This window comes from Halomonas sp. 11-S5 (assembly GCF_029889825.1).
Classification (GTDB): domain Bacteria; phylum Pseudomonadota; class Gammaproteobacteria; order Pseudomonadales; family Halomonadaceae; genus Halomonas.
This window is the reverse complement of sequence record NZ_JARANW010000027.1, coordinates 1-21,138: the sequence shown is the minus strand read 5'-3', so window position 1 is coordinate 21,138 and position 21,138 is coordinate 1. Positions and strand designations below refer to the sequence as shown.

Below are 21,138 nucleotides of genomic sequence, written 5' to 3'. Positions count from 1 at the left end.
TGTCCAGTGTGCAGCCGCAGGGATATAATGCCGAAACGGCGTTTCCATCAGGAAGGTTACATGCATTTCTCCACTCTCGAGGAGACCGTCGGCCACACGCCGCTGGTCCGCCTCAAACGCATCACCGCCGGGCGCGGCAATACCCTGCTGGCCAAGCTGGAGGGCAACAATCCCGCCGGGTCGGTCAAGGACCGGCCGGCCCTCTCCATGCTCCAGCAGGCCGAGGCACGCGGCGAGATCTCGCCCGGCGACACCCTGGTCGAGGCGACCTCCGGCAACACCGGGATCGCCCTGGCCATGGCGGCCGCCCTCATGGGCTATCGCATGGTGCTGATCATGCCGGAGAGTGCCTCCGCCGAGCGCAAGCAGGCCATGGCCGCCTACGGTGCCGAGCTGATCGAGGTGAGCAAGGCAGGGGGCATGGAGGAGGCCCGTGACCTGGCCGAGGCGATGATCGCCCGCGGCGAGGGCAAGCCGCTGAACCAGTTCGCCAACCCGGACAACCCCCTGGCGCACTACCGCACCACCGGCCCGGAACTCTGGGAGCAGACTGGTGGCACCATCACTCACTTCATCAGCTCCATGGGCACCACCGGCACCATCATGGGCGTGTCGCGCTACCTCAAGGAGCGCAACCCCGAGGTGCAGATTATCGGCCTGCAGCCCGAGGATGGCGCCAGCATCGCCGGCATCCGCCGCTGGCCGCCGGCGTACCTGCCGAGCATCTTCGACGCCAGCCGCGTCGACCGGGTGCTGGACATCGGCCAGCAGGAGGCCGAGGAGCATATGCGTCGCCTGGCCCGGGAGGAGGGCATCCTGTCCGGCGTGTCGTCCGGCGGGGCGCTCGCCGGGGCGCTGCGTGTCGCCTCCGAGGTCGAGAACGCGGTGATCGTCTTCATCGTCTGCGACCGCGGCGACCGCTACCTCTCTACCGGCCTGTTCGCCCCGGAGCGCTGAGAATGGCCATGCTGGGCAAGCGTCGTCCTACGCGCGCGCCGTTGGGCGTCTCGGGGTTGCAGAGGCGCCAGGGAGAGCGCCGGGAGGCTTCCGCCGCCGGGGAGCAGGATGCCCTGGAGATCCGGGGGTTGGCCCATGACGGGCGCGGGGTGGCACGCACCGCCCGGGGCAAGATGGTGTTCGTCGAGGGCGCGCTCCCGGGCGAGCGCGTGAGGGTCGCCGTTCATCGCACCCGCCAGCGCTTCGACGAGGCCCATGTGCGGGAGCTGCTGGTGGCCTCGGCGGAGCGCGTCGCGCCGCCCTGTCCCCACTTTGGACGCTGCGGCGGCTGCGACCTGCAGCACCTCGCCCTGCCGGCGCAGCGCCGCCACAAGCAGGCGGTACTCGAGGAACTGCTGGAGCGCCAGGGCATCGCCCTGGCCGCGTCGCCCGAGCTGCTCGCCGGCGCGGGCGAGGGCTATCGCCGGCGCGCCCGCCTGGGCGTCAAGGTGGACGCCGACGGCGGCGTCCACCTGGGCTTTCGCGCGCGCCATAGCCACCGCCTGGTCGACATCGATGCCTGCACCGTGCTGGTGCCGACCCTGGACGCCCTGCTGGTGCCGCTGCACCAGCTGCTGGCAGACCTCGAGGCCCCGCGCCAGGTGGGGCACCTCGAGCTGCTCGCGAGCGACCAGGCGGTGGTGGTGGTCGTGCGCCAGCTGCGTGACCACCCCGGGGACGCCCGGCGCTGGCAGGCCTTCGCCACGGCGCATGGCGTCCACCTGGCGCGCTGGCTGGGTCGCGAGGCGCCCGAGTTCGATTGGCTGACGCCCCCGCCGGCGCTTAGCTGCGGGGTGCCGGGGCCTGACGGGGAGCTCTCCCTGGGCATCGCCCCCGGGGACTTCCTGCAGGCCAATGGCGAGGTCAATGGCCTGATGGTGACGACGGCCCTGTCCTGGCTGGCGCCGCTGGCCGCCGGCGAGCGGGTGCTGGACCTGTTCGCCGGCGTGGGCAACTTCAGCCTGCCGCTGGCCGCCGCCGGTGCCCGGGTGACGGCGGCAGAGGGCAACCCAGCGATGGTCGCACGGCTCGGCGACAATGCCTGCGCCATTTCACCAGGGCGGGGCTTGGACATCGCGGCGCGCCAGGCGGATCTCGCCGCGCTGCCGGCCGTGCGCGCCTTGCTCCAGGAGGCCGCTCCCGAGGTGGTGGTGCTGGACCCGCCCCGGGAAGGGGCCGCGGCGGTGAGCCGTGCACTGGTGGAACAACCGGTGCCGCGCCTGCTCTACATCTCCTGTGACCCGGCCACCCTGGCCCGGGATGCGGCACACCTCGTGCATGGTGGCTATCGGATCGTGCGTGCGGCCGTGGCCGACATGTTCGTGCACACCTCACACCTGGAATCCATGCTGCTGTTCGAGTATCCCGGCTCGGCGCAGCAGGCCCAAGGAGCGTCAAGCAATGGTTAAAGTGCGTGAAGAGCAGCCGCTGACCCGGGACGGGCGGGTCGCTATCGACCAGTGGCTCACACGCCTGCAGGACGACGTCAAGCTGCGCGACGTCGACGAGATGCGCCGTGCCTGCGAGCTGGCCCAGCAGCTGGAACTGGCGTCCGACCGCCCCCACAAGGCCTGGCTCAAGGATGGCTCGAGTTTTCGCATGGGCCTGGAGATGGCCGACATCCTGGTCGAGCTCAAGCTCGACCAGCCGGCGCTGGAGGCCGCGGTGCTCTATCGCGCCGTCCGCGAGAGGCTGATCGGCCTCGAGGAGGTCGACAAGCGCTTCGGCCACGAAGTCGCCGGCCTCATCGATGGCGTGTTGCAGATGGCCGCCATCAGCACCTTCCAGGCACCCAGCCAGGGCTTGAGCCAGCATGACCAGCAGGACAACCTGCGCAAGATGCTGGTCAACCTGATCGACGACGTCCGCGTCGCCCTGATCAAGATCGCCGAGCGCACCTGCGCCCTGCGCCAGGTGCGCGATGCCCCGCGCGAGAAGCGCCTGCAGGTGGCCCGTGAGGTCTTCGACATCTATGCGCCCCTGGCTCACCGCCTGGGCATCGGCCATCTCAAGTGGGAGCTCGAGGACCTCTCCTTTCGCTACCTGCACGAGGCGGAATACAAGGCCATCGCCCGCCAGCTCGCCGAGAAGCGCCTGGACCGTGACCGTTACATCAGCGAGGTGGTGGAGACCCTCAAGTCGCTGATGTCGGCCCAGGGGATCGGCCGCTACCAGGTCGACGGGCGCGCCAAGCACATCTACTCGATCTGGCGCAAGATGAAGCGCAAGCGCATCGACTTCTCCCAGGTCCATGACATCCGGGCGGTGCGCATCCTGGTGCCCGAGGTGACCGACTGCTACACGGTGCTGGGCATCGTCCATTCGCGCTGGCATCACGTACCCAACGAATTCGACGACTACATCGCCAACCCCAAGAAGAACGGCTACCAGTCGCTGCACACCGCGGTGCTCGGCCCCGAGAACAAGGTGCTCGAGATCCAGATCCGCACCTTCGCCATGCACGAGGAGGCCGAGCTCGGGGTCTGTGCCCACTGGCGCTACAAGGGGCACGACACCAACGCGCGCAGCGCCAGCTACGAGGAGAAGATCGCCTGGCTGCGCCAGGTGCTGGAATGGCACGAGGAAGTGGGCGACTTCGGTGACCTGCGCGAGGGGTTGACCAGCGACGTGGCCCCGGACCGCATCTACGTCTTCACCCCGGACGGCCACGTGATCGACCTGCCCCGGGTCGCCACGCCGATCGACTTCGCCTATCGGGTGCATACCGAGGTGGGCCACCGCTGCCGGGGGGCCAAGGTCAACGGCCGCATCGTGCCGCTCACCTACCGGCTCAAGACCGGCCAGCAGGTGGAGATCCTCACGGCCAGCAAGGGCGGACCGAGCCGCGACTGGCTCAACCCCAACCTGGGCTATGTGCGTACCTCCCGGGCACGGGCCAAGATCCAGGCCTGGTTCAAGCTGCAGGCCCGCGACCGCAACCTCGAGGAAGGCCGGGCGCTGTTCGAGCGCGAGATGAAGCGTCTCGACGTCGAGGACATGGACCTGACCACCCTGGCCAACAAGGTCAACTACCCCACCCCGGACGACATGTATGCGGCCCTGGGCGCGGGCGACCTGCGCATCGGCCAGGTGCTGCACCAGGCGCAGCAGCTGTTCGGCGAGAGCGATGACCAGGAACGGCTCGACCGCCTGCTGGCCAAGCCCCGCAAGGCCCCGGGCAAGGGCAGCGGCGGCGACATCACCGTGCTCGGGGTGGGCAACCTCAAGACCAGCATGGCCAACTGCTGCCATCCGGTGCCCGGTGACGCCATCGTCGGCTTCATCACCCAGGGGCGCGGCGTCACCGTGCACCGCCAGGACTGCCCCAATATCCTGCAGCTGCGCCTGGACGAACCCCAGCGCATCATCGAGGTGGAATGGGGCGAGCGGGCCCGCACCCAGTACCCGGTGGACATCGAGATCCAGGCCTGGGACCGCTCGGGCCTGCTGCGCGATGTCACCGGCGTGCTCAGCCATGACCGCGTCAACGTGCTCTCGGTGAACACCCTCACCGATACCGAGGACGGCATCGCGCGCATGTCGATCACCGTCGAGGTCGACGGCCTGGAAACCCTGGGCCGCCTCTTCTCGCGTATCCAGCAGCTACCCAACGTCATCGAGGTGCGACGGCTGCGTAGCGGGGGGGGGCAAGGCAAGTCCGGCAAGCGCAGGAGGAGAACGACATGAGCCTGCCCCGCTATGACCTCGACGACCTGCTCACGCTGATGGCCGTGCTGCGCGACCCCGAGCAGGGCTGCCCCTGGGACGTGAAGCAGGACTGGGACTCCATCGTGCCCCATACCCTGGAGGAGGCCTACGAGGTCGCCGATGCCATCGAGCGGCGGGCCTGGGACGAACTGCCCGGCGAGCTCGGTGACCTGCTCTTCCAGGTGGTCTACTACAGCCAGTTCGGCACCGAGGCGGGTCGCTTCGACTTCCATGAGGTGGTGCATGTCCTCACCGCCAAGATGCTGCGCCGCCATCCCCACGTCTTCCCCGATGGCACCCTCGCCTCGCGCCGCGAGGGGGTGAGTGCGGCCGAGGTCCAGACCCGGCAGGTGCATTCGCGCTGGGAGTCGCTGAAGGCCGAGGAGCGCGCTGAGCGGGCGCGGGCCGAGGCGCATTCGGTGCTCGACGACGTCCCCCGCACCCTACCGGCCCTCTCCCGGGCGTCCAAGCTCTCCAAGCGCGCCGCCCGGGTCGGCTTCGACTGGCCCGATGCCAGCGGCGTGCTGGCCAAGATCCGCGAGGAACTCGACGAGGTGGAAGAGGCCCTGGCAGAGGGGGTTCGGGCGCATGCCGCCGAGGAGGTGGGCGACCTGCTGTTCGCGGTGACCAACCTGGCGCGCACGCTCAAGGCCGATCCCGAGCAGTGCCTGCGCGCCACCAATGCCAAGTTCGAGCGGCGCTTTCGCCACGTGGAGGCGGCCCTGGCCGCCGCCGAGGTGCCGCTGCAGGAGGCCGGCCTGGCGGCCATGGAGCGGCACTGGCAGGCCGCCAAGCACCTCGACACCCCCGTTCAGGAACCGTCGCAAGAAGGAGAGTCCCGGCCATGAGCCATGACCTGCACGAATCGCTGCGTGACAATGTCCGTATCCTGGGTGACAGCCTGGGCCGCACCATCGCCGATGACCTGGGTCCGGGCTTCGTCGACCGCATCGAGACCATCCGCAGCTTCGCCAAGCGCGGCCGCCAGGGCGAGGACGGCAGCCAGCGCGCGCTGATCGAGTACCTGCGCAAGCTGCCCGACCGTGACCTGCTGCCGGTGACCCGGGCCTTCAACCAGTTCCTCAACCTGGCCAACATCGCCGAGCAGCACTATCGGGCGCGCTTCCGCCGGGTCGAGGACTACAAGCCCGGTTCCCAGCCGGTGCTCTCCGAGCTGCTCGAGCGGGCACGGAGCGCCGGCCACTCGCCGCGCAAGCTGGTGGAGACCCTCTCAGGCATGCGCGTCGAGCTGGTGCTGACCGCGCACCCCACCGAGGTCATCCGCCGCACCTTGATCCAGAAATACGACGCCATCGACGACTGCCTCACGGCCATCGAGTCCTCCGCGGACTATCCGGAGCGCGGGGCGCGTGCCCAGGGCCGCCTGGAGGAGCTGATCAGCCAGGCCTGGCACACCGACGAGATCCGCCACGAGCGACCGACCCCGGTGGACGAGGCCAAGTGGGGCTTCGCGGTGATCGAGAACTCCCTGTGGCAGGCGGTGCCCGACTTCCACCGCGACCTGGATAACCTGCTGCTGGAGACCGCCGGCGAGCGCCTGCCGCTGGATGCCGCGCCGATCCGCTTCGCCTCCTGGATGGGCGGTGACCGCGACGGCAACCCCAACGTCACCGCGAAGGTGACCCGGGAGGTGTTGCTGCTGGGCCGCTGGATGGCGGCGGACCTCTACCTGCGCGACCTGGAGCAGCTCAAGGCCGAGCTCTCGATGTGGAAGGCCAACAGCGCGCTCAAGGCCGAGGTGGGGGAGGTGGCCGAGCCCTACCGCGAGCTGATCAAGCGCCTGCTGGCGAGGGTCGAGGCGACCCGCGACTGGGCCAAGGCCGAACTCGACGGGCGCAGCTACGAGGGCGGTGCCATCATCGAGACCCGCGACCAGCTCTATGCCCCCCTGCTGGCCTGCTATCGCTCGCTGTGTGACGTGGGGCTCGACACCATCGCCAACGGCGTGCTGCTCGACACCCTGCGCCGCGTGGCGATTTTCGGGGTGACCCTGACCAAGCTCGACCTGCGCCAGGAGGCCAGTCGCCACGCCCAGGTGATGGAGGAACTCACCCATGGCCTGGCGCTCGGCCACTACCGCGACTGGGACGAGGCGCAGCGCCAGGAATTCCTGCTCACCGAACTCGCCTCGCGGCGTCCGCTGATCCCGCGGCGCTGGGAGTGCTCCGCCGAGTCCCGCGAGGTCATCGACACCTTCCGGGTGATCGCCTCCGAGCACCGCGAGGCGCTGGGGACCTACATCATCTCCATGGCGGCCCAGCCTTCCGACGTGCTCGCCGTGGCGCTGCTGATGAAGGAGGTGGGGGGCACGGTCAGCCTGCCCATCGCGCCGCTGTTCGAGACCCTCGATGACCTGGACCATGCCGGCGAGGTCATCGACCACCTGCTGGCGCTGCCGGGCTATCGCGCCTTGGCCGGCGACAGCCAGGAAGTGATGATCGGCTATTCGGACTCCGCCAAGGACGCCGGCCAGCTGGCCGCCGCCTGGGCCCAGTACCGGGCCCAGGAGACGCTGGTGGAGGTCTGCGATCGCCACGGGGTCGACCTCACGCTCTTCCATGGCCGTGGCGGCACCGTGGGCCGGGGGGGTGGGCCCGCCCACGCGGCCATCCTCTCCCAGCCGCCGGGCTCGGTGAACGGCAGCCTGCGGGTGACCGAACAGGGCGAGATGATCCGTTTCAAGTTCGGCCAGCCGGAGATCGCCCTGCGTTCCATGGAGATCTATGCCTGTGCGGTCCTCGAGGCGAGCCTGCTGCCGCCGCCGGCGCCCAGGCCGGAATGGCGCGAGGAGATGGATCGCCTGGCTGAGGTGGCCCACGGCGCCTATGTGGGGGTGGTGCGCGAGGATCCCGATTTCGTCCCCTATTTCCGCTCGGTGACCCCGGAAGGCGCGCTCGGCCGCCTGCCGCTGGGCTCGCGACCCACCAAGCGTCGCCAGGATGGTGGCGTCGAGACCCTGCGGGCGATCCCCTGGATCTTCGCCTGGACCCAGATTCGCCTGATGCTGCCGGCCTGGCTGGGCAGTGGCGAGGCCTTCAGCCAGCGGCTGGAGGAGGAGGGCGGACTCGAGGTGCTCCGCGAGATGCGCGACCAGTGGCCTTTCTTCGGGACCTACCTGGACATGCTGGAGATGCTGCTGGCCAAGGCCGACGTGGGCATCGCCGCCTACTACGAGCATCGGCTGGTCGACGAGCCGTCCCTCAAGGCGCTCGGGGAGCGGCTGCGCACCCGTTTTGGCCGCCTCCACGAGGCGCTGCTGCAGGTGCTCGACCAGCAGGAGCTGCTGGAGAAGACGCCACTGATCCGCCAGGCCATCGAAGTGCGCAATCCCTACATCGATCCGCTGCACGGTCTGCAGGCCGAGTTGCTGCAGCGTAACCGCGATGCCGACGGGGCGATCAGCGCGGATCTTTCCCGGGCGCTGATGGTGACCATGGCGGGGATCGCCGCCGGGCTGCGCAACACCGGCTGAACCCGGCAGCGCCTGGTATTCGGCGTTTTTGATGCCATCGTTCACCGGCAGCAAGCTGTCCGGGTACTGGCCGGGGTAGTGCTCCTGCAGCCACTCCAGCAGGGTCAGGGCCTGCAAGCTCGGGGCGGCGGCCAGCTGCTGGACGAGCCCCTCCTCCCACATCCTGGCAAAGGGGTCGGGGCGGGTTCGCCAGCGGCGTGGCGCTGACGGCTCGGGGAGTCTGCGCGGCGTTCGAGGCGTCGAGCGGTGCTGACACTGGGGGATGTCACACAGCAGCCTTTTTGGACGCTCACTCAGCCGATCTCATTGCACCCGGCGCCGAAAAACCCAGAGGGATACCAGAAACAGGGTGACACCGATTGCCAGCATGGCCAGAGCCTCATCCCAGAGAACCGACAGACCGGCACCCTTGAGGAAAATACCGACGGTGATATCCATGTAATAACGCAGTGGACTCAGCAGGGAGAGGCTTTGCAGGAAAGCCGGCATGGCTTCTACCGGCGTCAGACTGCCCGACAGGAACATCAGCGGGAAAAGTCCGAAAAAGGAGAGCAGCAGCGCCTGCTGAAGGGTCCGGCTGTAGGCGGCAATCAGTACGCCCAGCGCAATCGCACTGAGCAAAAAGATGGCGGTCAGCACCAGAAATAAAAGCAGGCTGCCCTGAAGGGGCACATCAAAGACTCTGACAATCACCAGGCTCGGGAAGATAGACAGTACACCCATGATCAGCGTCGGTGTGACCTTGGCCAGGAACAGTTCCAGGGTGGAAATGGGCGTTACCAGCAGCTGCTCGATGGTGCCGCGCTCCTTTTCCCGGACAATAGAGGCTGCCGGGTGAATAACGCCCACCATCATGCCGGCCAGAGCAATCATGGATAACACGATAAAACCCGATGTTGTCAGGTCGGGGTTATACCAGATACGGATCAGGGGTACCGCGCCCCCCTTCTTCCCGGCAGGAGGGAGCGCTTCGCGCTCCTGGCGCTGGACGATCCGCAGAGCATCATTGACGGCATTGGCGGCAATGTTGGAATTGGTGCCGTCCTGGAGGAACTGGAGCTGAGCACTCTCGCCAGCGAGCAGATCACCTTCGAACCCGGCGGGAATGACCAACACCGCAGTGGCATCGCCTTTCTCCAGGAGGTCGGTGGCGGTTGCCACACGGGTCTCCTGAAATTTCAGGTCGAAGGTTTCGCTCACCGCAAATTTCTGGATCAACGAGCGACTCAAGGCGCTGCGATCCTCGTCCACCACCGCCAGGGGCAGGTGGCTTACATCAAAACTGAGCGCAACGGCACAAATGACGACTTCAATGGTGTAAAGCCAAAGTATCAGGGTCAGTATCAACCGGTCACGAAAGAACTGCACGAGCTCCTTGCGCAACAAACCAAATAAGGCAATTCCCATCAGGCCACCTTCTGCTTCATTCGCCAGGCCGCGAAGACAAAAACCAGGACCGTATAGACGATCAACATCATCAGATTCGGCAGAACGGCTTCAAGGCCGGCTGATTTCAACACGATGCCCCGGGAGATTTCCATAAAATAACCGGCAGGGAAAAGCCAGCTATACAGTTGCAGGGCAAGAGGCATGGTGAACAGGGGGAACAGAAAGCCGGAAAACAAAAACGACGGCATCAAGGTGACAATCAGTGTTATCAACATGGCCGCCAACTGGGTACGGACCAGCGATGAAACCAACAGGCCGATACCCACCGTGGTCAGCACATAAACGAAAGCGGACGTCAGCAGCAGTATCGGGCTGCCGGCAATGGGGACCTGAAACCAGGCAAACCCCACCACCATGACCATAAGAATCTCCAGGAAAGCCACCAGACCGTAGGGCACCAGCTTGCCGACAACAAACTCGGTTGAGGTGACCGGCGATGCATAGATCTGCTCAATCGTACCGGTCTCTTTCTCACGCACGATCGCCAGGGCGGTCAGCAGGGGTGGGAAGGCCATCAGGATCACGGCAAATAACCCGGGGATGACGAAATTGACGCTGCGCAGGGAGGGATTGAACCAGACCCTGGCTTGGACCCGGACGGCGCTCTGACGCGGGGCGGGGAAATTTGCGATTACCGCCTCGGCATAGGCCGATGCCAATCGACCCAGAACAGGATAGCCGCCGTCCACGATCACCTGGACAGGCGCCTCGTCGCCTCTGAGCAGTTGCCGGGCAAAGCCGGCTGGAATCACCACGCCCATGCTGATGGTCGAGCTTTGCAGTGCCAGCTCCAGATCGCGGAGATCGGTCGTTTTCTGCTCTAATTGAAAATACCGCGAGCTGTCGAAACGGGCTGACAGTTCGCGGCTTGCCGGCGTGTTGTCCAGATCGTAAATGCCCACGGAAACCTGTTCCACATCCAGATTGACCGCATAGCCGAACAGAAAAAGCATGATCAGCGGCATGATCACGGCCAACGCAACGGTAACCGGGTCGCGAATCAGCTCGCGACTTTCCTTGACGATGAGGGCTCCAAGCCGATGAGCCTTCATGGTCCCAACGCCCGGGAATTGGCCGTTCCCGTCTGTTCTATGGCCGCCGTGAAGAGTGTCTCCACCGTGGCGTCGGCTTCGAGGCCGAGCGAATGATTCAGTGACGATCTGCTACCGTGTGGGAGCAGCCGCCCGTCCAGCATTAACGCCAGACGATCACAGTAGGCCGCTTCCTCCAGGTAATGGGTCGTGACCAGCACGGTCATACCGCTGGCGGCCAGCTCACGGATAACCCGCCAGAAACGGTACCGGGCGACGGGATCGACACCCGAGGTGGGCTCATCAAGGAACAGCACCCGGGGCCGGTGAAGCAGGCTGCAAGCCAGCGCCAGACGCTGGCGCAAGGCACTTGAAAGATCACCGGTGAGCTTGTCGGGAATATCTGCCAGCCCCGTCACTTCCCTGGCCCAGTCGATCGCAGCCCGCGCCGCGCCTCCGGCCAGGCCGTACGCATTGGCAAAGAAGCGGAGATTCTCCCAGGGGGTCAGTTCCAGATAGAGTGAAAATCGTTGTGACATATAACCAATTTGCCGGCGCAATGCGGTGCTACCGCCACCGGAGCTCACCCCGGCCACCCGGGCGCTGCCCTCATCGATGGCCACAAGCCCGCACAAGGCCCTGATCAGGGTCGTCTTGCCCGCCCCGTTGGGCCCCAGCAACGCAAGCAGTTCGCCAGATGGCGCCTCGAAACTCACCCGGTCAACGGCCTTGAAATGGCCGAAGCGGACGCTCAGACCGGTGACCACCAGCCCCTCCTCTTTTCCCCTGTCTTGCCGGGTCAATTCCGGAAACTGCTGCTCGCCGGCCCTCTTCTCCGTCCGCAGCACAAACAGGTCCTCGAGCCGGGGCTCGGCCGCCGCCAGGCGGGTTCCCTCAGGCAGTAAGTCGGCCAGCCGGTTTTCAGCGATGTCCGTGTTCATCACCAGTCGCAGGTGATCCGGCAACCACTGCACTGAATGGACGCTGTCAATTTGAGCCAGGATGCCGGACAACTCCCGCAAGCCCCGCCCGGTATTCCCGGCATTTACGGTGAACACCCTTCCTGCGGCGGGCATCAGCAGCTCTTTCAGAGAGCCATCCGCGAGAACGCGGCCCTGTTCCAGCAGCAGTATTCTGTCGCAGCGCTCCGCCTCGTCCATGTAGGAGGTGGCCACAACCATGGTCAGGCCCTGCGCCCGGAAGCGGTCGAGCATGGCCCAGAGATGGCGCCGGGACAGGGGGTCGACGCCGAGCCCCGGTTCGTCAAGGATCAGCAGCTCCGGTTCATGGACCAGATTGGTACATAGCGACAACTTTTTCCGCATGCCACCGGACAGCTTGGCTGAGGGCCTGTCGGTAAAGCGGCCAAGCCCCGACATGGATAGCAACCTTTCTGAACGCTCCCGATAGAGTTCGTCGGGCACATCCCGGATGCGAGCGGCAAAGCTCAGGTTTTCCTTGACGCTGAGTCGATCGTAAAGCGTAAACCCCTGGGACATATAGCCAATCCGGGCAGCAACCTGCTTGGCCTCACGACGGGTATCGAAGCCCAGGACCCGGCATTCCCCCACAGTGGGGTCCAGGATGCCAGCCAACATCTGTAACAGCGTCGTCTTGCCAGCGCCATCAGCACCGACAATGCCCACTCGTTGGCCGCGATCAACGGAAACATCCAGTGGTTCGATGACAACATTGTCTCCGAATTGGCGGCCAAGGCCCTTGGCGACGATGGGTTCCGGAGAAGACATGACGGCTCAGCGCGCCGGAACCGAGAGGGTCGCTGGCCACTCGGCGTCCGGATCCCAGCGAATCCAGGCATCTGCCGGCATACCGGGTTTCAGAGCATCGGCCGGGTTATCGAGCACCAGGGTAACGCCATAGACCATCCGAACTCTCTCGTCGGGCATGTGGACATCGCGGGGGGTGAACTGGGCGAAATCGTCAATCCTGCCGACTTTGGCGGAAAAGTCCCCGGGCAAACCGTCCACGCGGATTCTGGCGGGATCCCCGAGACTGATCCGGGTGACGGTATCGCCGGGGACATAGACCTTGAGTTCGAGCTGCTGCAGGTTCACCATTGTGGCCAGCGGCTGGCCGGCATCGACAACCTCTCCCGTCTCCACCGCCCGGATCAGTATGGTTCCGGAGAGCGGCGCGGCAACCTCCGCTTTGTCCAGTTGCGATTCAGCCAGCGCCACCTGCGCTGCCCTTGCAGCCACCTGTTCTTCGGCGGCCTCCTTCTGCCGCTGGAGAGACTGGAGCCGGCCCCGGGCCTCACTGACGGCATTTTCCGCCTGATCCAGATCACTGGCGCTGGCCAGATTGCGGGACCGCAAGTCCCGAATCCGCTGCCGTTGTTTCTCGGCAGTCTTGAGATGATGACGCCAGGTGGTGATTTGGCTGTCGAAGCCGTCACGGACTTCCCGCGCGGCGGCCAGCTCGGCCTGTGCTGAGCGCAGGCGGTCTTTGGCATCAGCGGGGTCGATCACGGCGACCGGGTCGCCAGCCGAAACCTTGCTGCCTTCCACGAGATGGTGCTCGATGACCCGACCGGCCACTTCGGCCGCGATCCGCACTTCCCGCCCCTCGATATGGCCATTGCCATAGACGATTCCCCGGGGTAAGGGCTCTTCCCCGAACAGAACAAAAACCCCATAAGAACCGCCGGCGAGCACCAACACCGCTATCAGAGACCAGAGCCAGGATTGAGGCTTCACCAAACACTCCTTATGACATTATCGTTTGGGTTGGAGCCGGGATCTGGATGTTGCTCACGCCGTCGCCGACTTCCTCGACGACGCCGACGCCCTCGTGGCCGAGGATACGACCCTCCTCCACGGCGGGCACGTCGCCCTTGAGGATGTGCAAGTCGGTGCCGCAGATGGTGGTATGGGTAATGCGCACCACCGCGTCCGTGGGCTTGGTGATGCTCGGGCGCGGTTTTTCCTCCCAGCGACGCTGGCCCGGTCCGTGATAGACGAGTGCTTTCATGATGTTACCTCCTTGAGTGGCACAAATGGCAGCTCATGGCGAGCTACGTATAGGGGGCAATTCGCGGTTATAGTTGCACCGCTTCCTCTACCAGGCCCGCAGGACGGGCTCATTACTCCAGTACATAACGCCCTGGCGCCTCGTCCAGCGCCGGATAGCCTCTGGTCACCCCCGGCTCCCGGGCGGGCACGCGCTGGGTGCTGTGATCGGTCAGCCAGCCCTGCCAGCAGGGCCACCAGGAGCCGTCATGATGTGCGGCAGTGGCCTGCCAGCCGTCCGGATCCATGAAGGGGTCGTCGCGGCGGATGGTCGAGATCTGGTGGAAGCGGCGGGAATCACCGGGCGGGTTGACGATGCCGGCGTTGTGCCCGCCGCTGGAAAGCACGAAGGTGACGTCTGCCGGCGTCAGCCACTGCACCTTGTAGACGGAGCGCCAGGGGGCGACATGATCCTTGAGCGTGCTGACGGCGAACACGGGAATCCTGATATCGGTCAGCGATATGGGCCGTTCGTCCACCCGGTAGCGCCCGCCGGCGAGGTCGTTGTCGAGGAACAGCCAGCGGAGGTATTCGCTGTGCATGCGCGCCGGCATGCGGGTGCCGTCGGCGTTCCAGGCCATCAGGTCGAACATGGGCGGACGCTCGCCGGCCAGATAACTGCGCACCATCGCCGACCAGATCAGGTCCTGGGAGCGCAGCAACTGGAAGGCGCCCGCCATCTGGCGCGTATCCAGGTAGCCCCTGATCGCCATGAGGTCCTCGAGGAAGCGAACCTGGTCCTCGTCGATGAACAGCATCAGCTCGCCGGCCTCGCTGAAGTCGGTCTGCGCGGCGAGCAGCGTCAGGCTGGCCAGGCGATTGTCACCGTCCCGCCCCATGGCGGCCGCGGCGATCGACAGCAGCGTCCCGCCCAGGCAATACCCCACGCCGTGGACACGCTGCTGCGGGCAGATGGCCGTGACCGCGTCGAGGGCCGCCATGACCCCCAGCCGGCGGTAGTCGGCCATGCCCAGGTCCCGCTCATCGCTGCCCGGGTTCTTCCAGGACACGACGAACACCGTGTGGCCCTGTGCCACCAGGTAGCGGACCAGGGAGTTCGCCGGGGAGAGGTCGAGGATGTAGTACTTCATGATCCAGGCCGGCACGATCAGCACCGGCTCGGCATGGACCTCCTGGGTGACGGGCGCATATTGGATCAGCTCGATGAGCCGATTGCGGAAGACCACCTTGCCCGGCGTCACCGCCACGTCCCGGCCGACCCGGTACGCTTCGACGCCCACCGGCCCCTCGCCGGCCTGCCGGCGCCGCCAGTCCTCCAGCAGATTACTGGCGCCGCGGGCCAGGTTGGCCCCACCCTCGCGCCGCGTCTGCTCCAGCAATTCGGGATTGGTGGCGAGGAAGTTCGACGGCGAGAAGACGTCGAGCAGCTGTCGTGCGCCGAAATTCACCATCGCCTCATGGTGGCGCGAGACGCCCGGTACGCCGATGGTGGCCGCATGCCACCACTGCTGCTGCAGCAGGAAGCCCTGAGAGAGCATGTTGAAGGGCCAGCGCTGCCAGGCGTCGTCCCGAAAGCGTTTGTCCTGGGGAAGGGGCTCGATGCAGCGTTCGCAGTTAGCGTCCCGACAAGCCTGCTCGCAATAACTACCGAATCGTTGCCACTTGCGCAGGGCCTTGCCGAGAAGCTCGGCCTGCTTGTCCGGTGACAGGAGCAGGTGTTGCGCCCAGTCCCACCAGGCCTGCTGGACGGCGGTCGGCGACAGCCCACCCGTGAAGAGGCTCATCATGGCGTGCAGGCGCGGGTCGGTGGTCGTCGCTGGTGGGCTCGCTTTCGGCCCGTCGATGGTGGTGGTTTGGGGTGTGGTGTTCATCAGCGCGTCTCCTTGGGGCAGCAGGCCGACTACAGGTCTCGGTCTCGGTTGATCTGCTGGGACAGACGCATCGCCTCGTGTTCCTCCAGCTTCAAGAGCTCGCGAAGGAGATCCCGAGCCTCGGGGATGTCGGCGCGTCCTTCCAGGTAGCGGTATAGCGCGATGACCTGATCGTGCAGCGAGAAGACTTCCCGGCTGATGTCTTCGAAGCCCATTTCGGCATAGGGCAAATTGCACGCCTGATGGGGTTTGATGGGCGCATGCGACAGATAGTCGTAGACCCAGGTGTTTAGGGCCTTGGGGTCGGCCTGCTTTTCGAAGCTGGCCACGGTGTGCTCCAGGACCGCCTCGTGATCGGCGAGGTACTCCAGCAGCGATTTGGCCCGTGCCTCCTCCTGCTGGGTGGCACAGTGCCTGAAGCACTCGGCCAACTGGGCATGCAGCTGGCGAGTCCAGTCGATCAGGTCGTGAAAGGTCTCGATATTCATTTACGCTCCATTAGAGGGTTGCTCTATAGGTATTGGCTGTAAACCGGGTCGGCTTCGACTGGGTCACTCGTTCTGGCTCCACCATCCCCCGCCGTAGAGGCTGTGAAAGCCCATCTCGTACAGGCTGTCGCGGGTCGTGCCGGCAAGCTCCAGCGTCGAGGCGATAGCGTCGCTCACCAGCGTCTCCCATTGCCGATAGGGGGTGTCACTATCGATCGGCGCCGGCGCGGTCTCCACCATCTCGGCCAGCCATTTCACGCCGGTCATCCAGGGGGAGAAGCGTTCCGAGAGCATCAGCCGGCTGGTCCGCGCCGGATGCAGTTGTCGCAGCGCCTCGGCGGACCAGGGTGTGGTGTAAAACCGCACCCAGGGCCCGACGAAGGTCTCGTAGAGGGCCACGTTGTGCTCGGAGAGGGCGCGCACCCGGTCGAACGCCGGAGCCTGGTCGGGGTAGTCCAGGTCTTCCACGCGGTGCTCCTCGAAGTGCACCTGGAACTGGGGCTTGTGGCAGTCGGGGTCGCCGGTGGGGTTGTCGATACGCATCTCGTAGAGGCCGGGCGCCATGTCGTTCAGCTCGCCGACACTCTCGAGGATCGCCCGGTGCTCGAGGCGCGCGACCTTGGATGAGACGAAGATGCCCAGGTGCCCCACATGGGGATTGAGCAGGTAGACGATGCGCTGGTCGGCGGCCTTTAGCGCCTCCGTGCTGGGGTAGACCGCGGGGATCCAGTTGAGCGCCTGATGGGGCGGGGTGATGTTGTCACCGCTGGAGGCGAAGATCACCAGGGGATTGCGGATACGCCGGAGATCGATGGTGCAGCCCGGACAGACCCGCAGCTCACCGCGCTCGAGCCGGTTGCCGACAAAGAGGTTCTCGACGATGGCGGTGATCTCTTCCTTGCTCAGTGCGTAGAAGCCCGTCCACCAGCGCTCGAAGTCGAGGAAGCGTTCGCGCTGTCCGTCGATGTCGGCGAACAGCTGGTAGTCCTTCTGCCACAGGGTGTTGGCCGGCTTGAGCGATTCGAAGTTGGCGGCCAGGTGGGCGCCATCGAAGCGGCCATCGCCCAGATCCGCCAGCAGATGCGTCAGCCAGGCACCGCCCAGCAGTCCGCCGGCCAGCCGCATGGGATTGACGCCGGATTCGCCCGACCAATAGGAGAGCGGCGAGCCGTTGAGCACCGCCGGCCCCACCAGGCCCTCGCAGTCGGCGGAGAGCAGCGCGATGGCCCAACCCGCCTGGCAGTTGCCGTAGAGCACCGGCGGCTGGCCGGGGTGGCGCTCGGCCACCGTTTCGACGAAGCGTCGCAGGACGTGCAGCACGTCCTCCAGCGTCTGCCCGGGGACGGGCTCGGGGAAGAAGATCACGAAGTAGACCGGATGACCCTCATGGAGGGCCATACCCACCTCGGAGTCGCGCTTGAAGCCGCCGATGCCCGGGCCATGGCCGGCGCGTGGATCGACGATGACCACCGGCGGCCTGGTCTCGTCGAAGCAGTCCTCCAGGCAGTCATCGCCCACGCGCGTGACCCGCAGCAGGGCATAGTTGGCGGGACCTTCCAGCCGCCGGCCATCGAGGATCGTCTCGTAATCGAAGTCGAGCAGCGGCGGCTTGCCGGCCTGCTCGTGCTCGAGCATGTTGTTGGCGCGCTCACGCAGGGTGTCCAGGTAGCGCACGCCGCGTTGCCACAGGTCGAGCTGATAAGCGGCCAGGTCAAAGGGCCATGATGTCGGGGTCGAGTGGCAGTCCCAAGTATCGCTACTCATCTTGTCCTCCCTTGCGGTTATCATGCCCGCCATGGCCTCCGTGTCCACCATGCCCGCCATGCATGAATACATGCATCAGCGGACAGGCGAGCAGGATCAGCCGCCGATCAGGTGCACCTTGTGCTCTCCCCAGAGCAGGAAGCCCATCACCGCCAAGGCGAGCGCTACCATGAGCCAGAAGGTGCCCTTGCCGGGACGTCGCTCCAGCCACCCCTTTTCGTCATTCATGATTCAGATCCTCACCCGGCGCAGCCTCAGCGAATTCATCACCACCGACAGCGAAGAGGCGCTCATCGCGAAGGCGGCGAACATCGGCCCGATCAGAATGCCGAGGAATGGATAGAGGATTCCGGCGGCGATCGGTACCCCCGCCCCGTTGTAGACCAGGGCGAAGAACAGGTTCTGTTTGATGTTGCGCATGGTGGCCAGCGACAACTTACGGGCGCGGACGATGCCATCGAGGTTGCCCTTGACCAGCGTGAAGCCGGCACTTTCGATCGCCACGTCGGCGCCGGTGCCCATGGCGATACCGACATCCGCCTGGGCCAGGGCGGGGGCGTCGTTCACCCCGTCGCCGGCCATGGCCACCTTGCGGCCTTCTGCCTGCAGCTCGCGGATGATGCGCGCCTTGTCTTCGGGCAGCACGTCGGCGCGGATCTCGTCGATGCCCAGCCGGCCGGCCACGGCACGGGCGGTGCGATCGTTGTCGCCGGTGGCCATGATGATGCGGAAGCCCAGCTTGTGCAGCGCCTTCAGCGCGGCCGGTGTGGTTTCCTTTACCGGGTCGGCCACGCTGACCAGGCCGGCGATCTGCCCGTCGAGCACGACGAACATCACCGTTTCGCCCTCATCGCGGCGGGCGTTCGCGGTCTCGGAAATCCGGCCACCGTCGAGGCCCAGCTCGGCCATCAGCTTGGCGTTGCCGAGGGCCACCGACTGGCCGCCCACGACGCCCTTGACGCCCATGCCGGTCACGGCCTCGAAATCGGTAGCATCGGCGAGGGATACGCCGCGCTCCTCGGCGCCGGCGACGATGGCTTCGGCCAGCGGGTGCTCGGAGCCTTTCTCGAGGCTGGCCGCCAGGCGCAGCACTTCGGCCTCGTCATGCCCCGCCTCCGGCAGTACGGCCACCAGCACTGGTTTGCCTTCGGTCAGCGTGCCGGTCTTGTCGACCATCAGCGTATCGACATTGGCGAAACGCTCCAGGGCCTCGGCATTCTTGATCAGCACCCCCAGCTGGGCGCCGCGCCCGGTGGCCGTCATGATCGACATCGGCGTGGCCAGGCCCAGCGCACACGGGCAGGCGATGATCAGTACCGCCACCGCCGAGATGAGTGCGTAGGACAGCGCCGGCGCTGGTCCCCAGATCGCCCAGGCGATGAAGGACAGCACGGCAACGCCGATCACCGCGGGGACAAAGATGCCCGCCACCTTGTCGGCGAATTTCTGGATCGGCGCGCGCGAGCGCTGAGCATTTGCCACCATCTCGACGATCTGACTGAGCATGGTATCGGCGCCGACACGGGTGGCCTCCATGACCAGGCTGCCGGTACCGTTGATCGTGGCCCCCGTGACATTGTCGCCTTGGACCTTTTCCACCGGGACCGGCTCGCCCGAGATCATCGATTCGTCGATCGAGGAGCGGCCCTCGACGACCACGCCGTCTACCGGCACCTTGTCGCCGGGCCGCACGCGCAGGTGATCGCCCACCTGCACGTCTTCCAGCGCCACCTCCTCTTCGCTGCCGTCGGGTCGGATCACCCGGGCGGTCTTGGCGGCCATGTCGAGCAGTGCGCGGATCGCCTTGCCGGTGCCTTCGCGGGCGCGCAATTCCATCACCTGGCCTAGCAGGACCAGGGTCACGATCACCGCCGCGGCCTCGAAATAGACGCCCACCGTGCCGTCGTCCCGGCGGAAGCCCTCGGGGAAGATGCCGGGCGCCAGCACCGCGACGATCGAGAAGAGATAGGCCGCGCCGACGCCCATGCCGATCAGGCTGAACATGTTGAGGTTCATCGTGCGAAAGGAAGTGACGCCGCGCACCAAGAACGGCCAGCCCGACCACAGGATTACCGGCGTGCTGAGCGCGAACTCGATCCACATCGCGCTTCGCTCGCCGAAGAAGTCGCGGATCGCCCCGAAGCCCAGGTAGGGGCTCATCGTCAGAATCAGGACCGGCAGCGTGAGCAACGCCGCGACCCAGAAGCGTCGGGTAAAATCGACCAGCTCGGGATTCGGCCCCTCATCGCCGACCGCTGCCGACTCCAGCTCCAGCCCCATGCCGCACAGCGGACAGGCACCGGGGGTGGTCTGGCGCACTTCGGGATGCATGGGGCAGGTGTAGACGGCGCCGGCATGCCCGGCCGGTACCTTGTCGTACTTGCCGCCGCGCACCGGTTCGCTGGCTGAATGACCGGTGCCATGCCCGTGACATCCGCCATCCTTGCCATGATCGGAAGGTGCCTGAGCGCCGTCACTTCCCATGGGCACGAGGTGCATGCCGCACTTCGGGCAGTCACCCGGCTGGTCGGAGACGATCTCGGGATGCATTGGGCAAGTATATTGGGAAGCCCCTTGATCGCTGGCGTTCATGGAGCCGGCATCTGTGCCTTCCTGCTGCTTGCCGTGATGCGAGTGCTCACGCCGCTTGATGTGCTGCTGAGTCATGAAGCCGTCTCCGTTACCTTCGTTGGCTGGGGGTATCTCCGGGTCTTTCCGTGTGCGAGGGACGCCCTGGTGCCTAGGCCGCGTCGTCAATCTCGTAGATCGTGCCTGCGTTGCTCGTATTCCTCGCGGTCGATTTCTCCCCGAGCGTAGCGTTCTTGCAGAAGATCCAGTGCCGTTGGCCGCTGTTGAGAAAGGGCCTCGCCTCGGTCTCGGGTCAGGCGACGGACCAGGAGAACGGCCAGGGCAAGGACAGCGCCCCAGAACAACACCATCATGAGCCCGCCGAAGAGCATATGCCCCCAGCCGTAACTCCCCATATACGCCATCATGTCACCCCACATGGTCGGATCTCCTGTCATGTTGAATCACCCTGCCCTACCGTCAGGTTAAGACCTGTGGGTAACCCAAGGGTCAAGATAAGATAGAGGTGCAAGCATGCGTGTCTTGATCCCGGTCAACTTTAGACATCTTCAGTGGCATGGAATCAACACCGCACGCTTGCGCTGAGGTGTGAGTTCAGGATGTCAATGATCCCCCGGCTCATTGTGAGTATTGCGTGAGGTATCCGCTAGGAGCCTGTCGGGTTTGACCGATCGTAGCGAGAGAGACGGATTTCGAGACAAGTTTATCGATCTGATGAGGCGAATAGCCCGCTATTTAACGAATCAGATCGAATGAAGT

At 65.7% G+C, this 21,138-nt stretch carries 15 protein-coding genes and 1 pseudogene; 5 read left to right on the top strand and 11 right to left on the bottom strand.

The annotated features are described in order from the left end of the window. The first annotated feature begins 60 nt into the window (after nucleotides 1–60). Genes cysM through ppc form a run of 5 tightly spaced genes read left to right on the top strand, consistent with a single transcriptional unit; the run spans nucleotide 61 to nucleotide 8,197 of the window. The gene (cysM, locus tag OP497_RS15030; RefSeq protein ID WP_280549835.1) at nucleotides 61–957 is read left to right on the top strand and encodes a cysteine synthase CysM; all 897 of its coding nucleotides are present in this window, start codon (nucleotides 61–63) and stop codon (nucleotides 955–957) included. Between the two features lie 2 nt (nucleotides 958–959). Next, entirely contained in the window at nucleotides 960–2,405 is a 1,446-nt protein-coding gene (locus OP497_RS15025) for a TRAM domain-containing protein (RefSeq protein ID WP_280549833.1), read from the top strand. Continuing rightward, nucleotides 2,398–4,683, top strand: a complete 2,286-nt coding sequence (relA, locus tag OP497_RS15020; RefSeq protein ID WP_280549831.1) for a GTP diphosphokinase — start codon at nucleotides 2,398–2,400, stop codon at nucleotides 4,681–4,683. The genes OP497_RS15025 and relA overlap by 8 nt, the downstream gene beginning before the upstream one ends. Beyond that, complete coding sequence (gene mazG, locus OP497_RS15015) at nucleotides 4,680–5,552, top strand: nucleoside triphosphate pyrophosphohydrolase (protein ID WP_280549829.1); 873 nt, start codon at nucleotides 4,680–4,682, stop codon at nucleotides 5,550–5,552. The genes relA and mazG overlap by 4 nt, the downstream gene beginning before the upstream one ends. Then, complete coding sequence (gene ppc, locus OP497_RS15010; protein WP_280549827.1) at nucleotides 5,549–8,197, top strand: phosphoenolpyruvate carboxylase; 2,649 nt, start codon at nucleotides 5,549–5,551, stop codon at nucleotides 8,195–8,197. Before mazG ends, ppc begins: the two co-directional genes overlap by 4 nt. Nucleotides 8,198–8,500: 303 nt before the next feature. Here the strand turns inward: ppc and OP497_RS15005 are convergent, their stop codons facing one another. The 11 genes and pseudogenes from OP497_RS15005 to OP497_RS14955 form a co-directional block, all read right to left on the bottom strand. Then, nucleotides 8,501–9,604, bottom strand: a complete 1,104-nt coding sequence (locus tag OP497_RS15005; protein ID WP_280549825.1) for an ABC transporter permease — start codon at nucleotides 9,602–9,604, stop codon at nucleotides 8,501–8,503. Then, the gene (locus OP497_RS15000) at nucleotides 9,604–10,698 is read right to left on the bottom strand and encodes an ABC transporter permease (RefSeq protein WP_280549823.1); all 1,095 of its coding nucleotides are present in this window, start codon (nucleotides 10,696–10,698) and stop codon (nucleotides 9,604–9,606) included. The genes OP497_RS15005 and OP497_RS15000 overlap by 1 nt, the downstream gene beginning before the upstream one ends. Next, nucleotides 10,695–12,425: an ATP-binding cassette domain-containing protein gene (locus tag OP497_RS14995; RefSeq protein ID WP_280549821.1), complete on the bottom strand. Its 1,731-nt coding sequence runs from the start codon at nucleotides 12,423–12,425 to the stop codon at nucleotides 10,695–10,697. Before OP497_RS14995 ends, OP497_RS15000 begins: the two co-directional genes overlap by 4 nt. 6 nt (nucleotides 12,426–12,431) lie before the next feature. Then, nucleotides 12,432–13,394, bottom strand: a complete 963-nt coding sequence (locus OP497_RS14990) for an efflux RND transporter periplasmic adaptor subunit (protein ID WP_280549819.1) — start codon at nucleotides 13,392–13,394, stop codon at nucleotides 12,432–12,434. Between the two features lie 10 nt (nucleotides 13,395–13,404). Continuing rightward, complete coding sequence (locus OP497_RS14985) at nucleotides 13,405–13,668, bottom strand: alcohol dehydrogenase catalytic domain-containing protein (protein ID WP_280549817.1); 264 nt, start codon at nucleotides 13,666–13,668, stop codon at nucleotides 13,405–13,407. A gap of 112 nt (nucleotides 13,669–13,780) precedes the next feature. Continuing rightward, nucleotides 13,781–15,538 carry an alpha/beta fold hydrolase gene (locus OP497_RS14980; RefSeq protein ID WP_280549815.1) on the bottom strand — a complete coding sequence of 586 codons (1,758 nt, stop codon included), beginning with the start codon at nucleotides 15,536–15,538 and terminating at the stop codon, nucleotides 13,781–13,783. Nucleotides 15,539–15,567: 29 nt separating this feature from the next. Then, a complete protein-coding gene (locus OP497_RS14975; protein WP_280549812.1) occupies nucleotides 15,568–16,026 on the bottom strand; it encodes an ATPase in 459 nt (152 codons plus the stop codon). Between the two features lie 63 nt (nucleotides 16,027–16,089). Further along, nucleotides 16,090–17,790, bottom strand: a complete 1,701-nt coding sequence (locus OP497_RS14970; protein WP_280549810.1) for a DUF3141 domain-containing protein — start codon at nucleotides 17,788–17,790, stop codon at nucleotides 16,090–16,092. Continuing rightward, nucleotides 17,783–17,916: pseudogene (locus OP497_RS14965) on the bottom strand (DUF2933 domain-containing protein); the annotation flags it as partial. The gene OP497_RS14970 and the pseudogene OP497_RS14965, both read right to left, overlap by 8 nt. 105 nt (nucleotides 17,917–18,021) lie before the next feature. Continuing rightward, nucleotides 18,022–20,457, bottom strand: coding sequence for a copper-translocating P-type ATPase (locus OP497_RS14960; RefSeq protein ID WP_280549808.1), 2,436 nt, complete (start codon nucleotides 20,455–20,457; stop codon nucleotides 18,022–18,024). 86 nt (nucleotides 20,458–20,543) lie between these two features. Continuing rightward, nucleotides 20,544–20,798, bottom strand: coding sequence for an SHOCT domain-containing protein (locus OP497_RS14955; RefSeq protein WP_280549806.1), 255 nt, complete (start codon nucleotides 20,796–20,798; stop codon nucleotides 20,544–20,546). Nucleotides 20,799–21,138 lie beyond the last annotated feature (340 nt).

What these genes read in the sequence shown, in the direction of transcription:
- cysM (WP_280549835.1), top strand. Translation starts at nt 61, where the DNA reads ATGCATTTCTCCACTCTCGAGGAGACCGTCGGCCACACGCCGCTGGTC.
- OP497_RS15025 (WP_280549833.1), top strand. Translation starts at nt 960, where the DNA reads ATGGCCATGCTGGGCAAGCGTCGTCCTACGCGCGCGCCGTTGGGCGTC.
- relA (WP_280549831.1), top strand. Translation starts at nt 2,398, where the DNA reads ATGGTTAAAGTGCGTGAAGAGCAGCCGCTGACCCGGGACGGGCGGGTC.
- mazG (WP_280549829.1), top strand. Translation starts at nt 4,680, where the DNA reads ATGAGCCTGCCCCGCTATGACCTCGACGACCTGCTCACGCTGATGGCC.
- ppc (WP_280549827.1), top strand. Translation starts at nt 5,549, where the DNA reads ATGAGCCATGACCTGCACGAATCGCTGCGTGACAATGTCCGTATCCTG.
- OP497_RS15005 (WP_280549825.1), bottom strand. Translation starts at nt 9,604, where the DNA reads ATGGGAATTGCCTTATTTGGTTTGTTGCGCAAGGAGCTCGTGCAGTTC.
- OP497_RS15000 (WP_280549823.1), bottom strand. Translation starts at nt 10,698, where the DNA reads ATGAAGGCTCATCGGCTTGGAGCCCTCATCGTCAAGGAAAGTCGCGAG.
- OP497_RS14995 (WP_280549821.1), bottom strand. Translation starts at nt 12,425, where the DNA reads ATGTCTTCTCCGGAACCCATCGTCGCCAAGGGCCTTGGCCGCCAATTC.
- OP497_RS14985 (WP_280549817.1), bottom strand. Translation starts at nt 13,668, where the DNA reads ATGAAAGCACTCGTCTATCACGGACCGGGCCAGCGTCGCTGGGAGGAA.
- OP497_RS14980 (WP_280549815.1), bottom strand. Translation starts at nt 15,538, where the DNA reads ATGAACACCACACCCCAAACCACCACCATCGACGGGCCGAAAGCGAGC.
- OP497_RS14975 (WP_280549812.1), bottom strand. Translation starts at nt 16,026, where the DNA reads ATGAATATCGAGACCTTTCACGACCTGATCGACTGGACTCGCCAGCTG.
- OP497_RS14970 (WP_280549810.1), bottom strand. Translation starts at nt 17,790, where the DNA reads ATGAGTAGCGATACTTGGGACTGCCACTCGACCCCGACATCATGGCCC.
- OP497_RS14960 (WP_280549808.1), bottom strand. Translation starts at nt 20,457, where the DNA reads ATGACTCAGCAGCACATCAAGCGGCGTGAGCACTCGCATCACGGCAAG.
- OP497_RS14955 (WP_280549806.1), bottom strand. Translation starts at nt 20,798, where the DNA reads ATGTGGGGTGACATGATGGCGTATATGGGGAGTTACGGCTGGGGGCAT.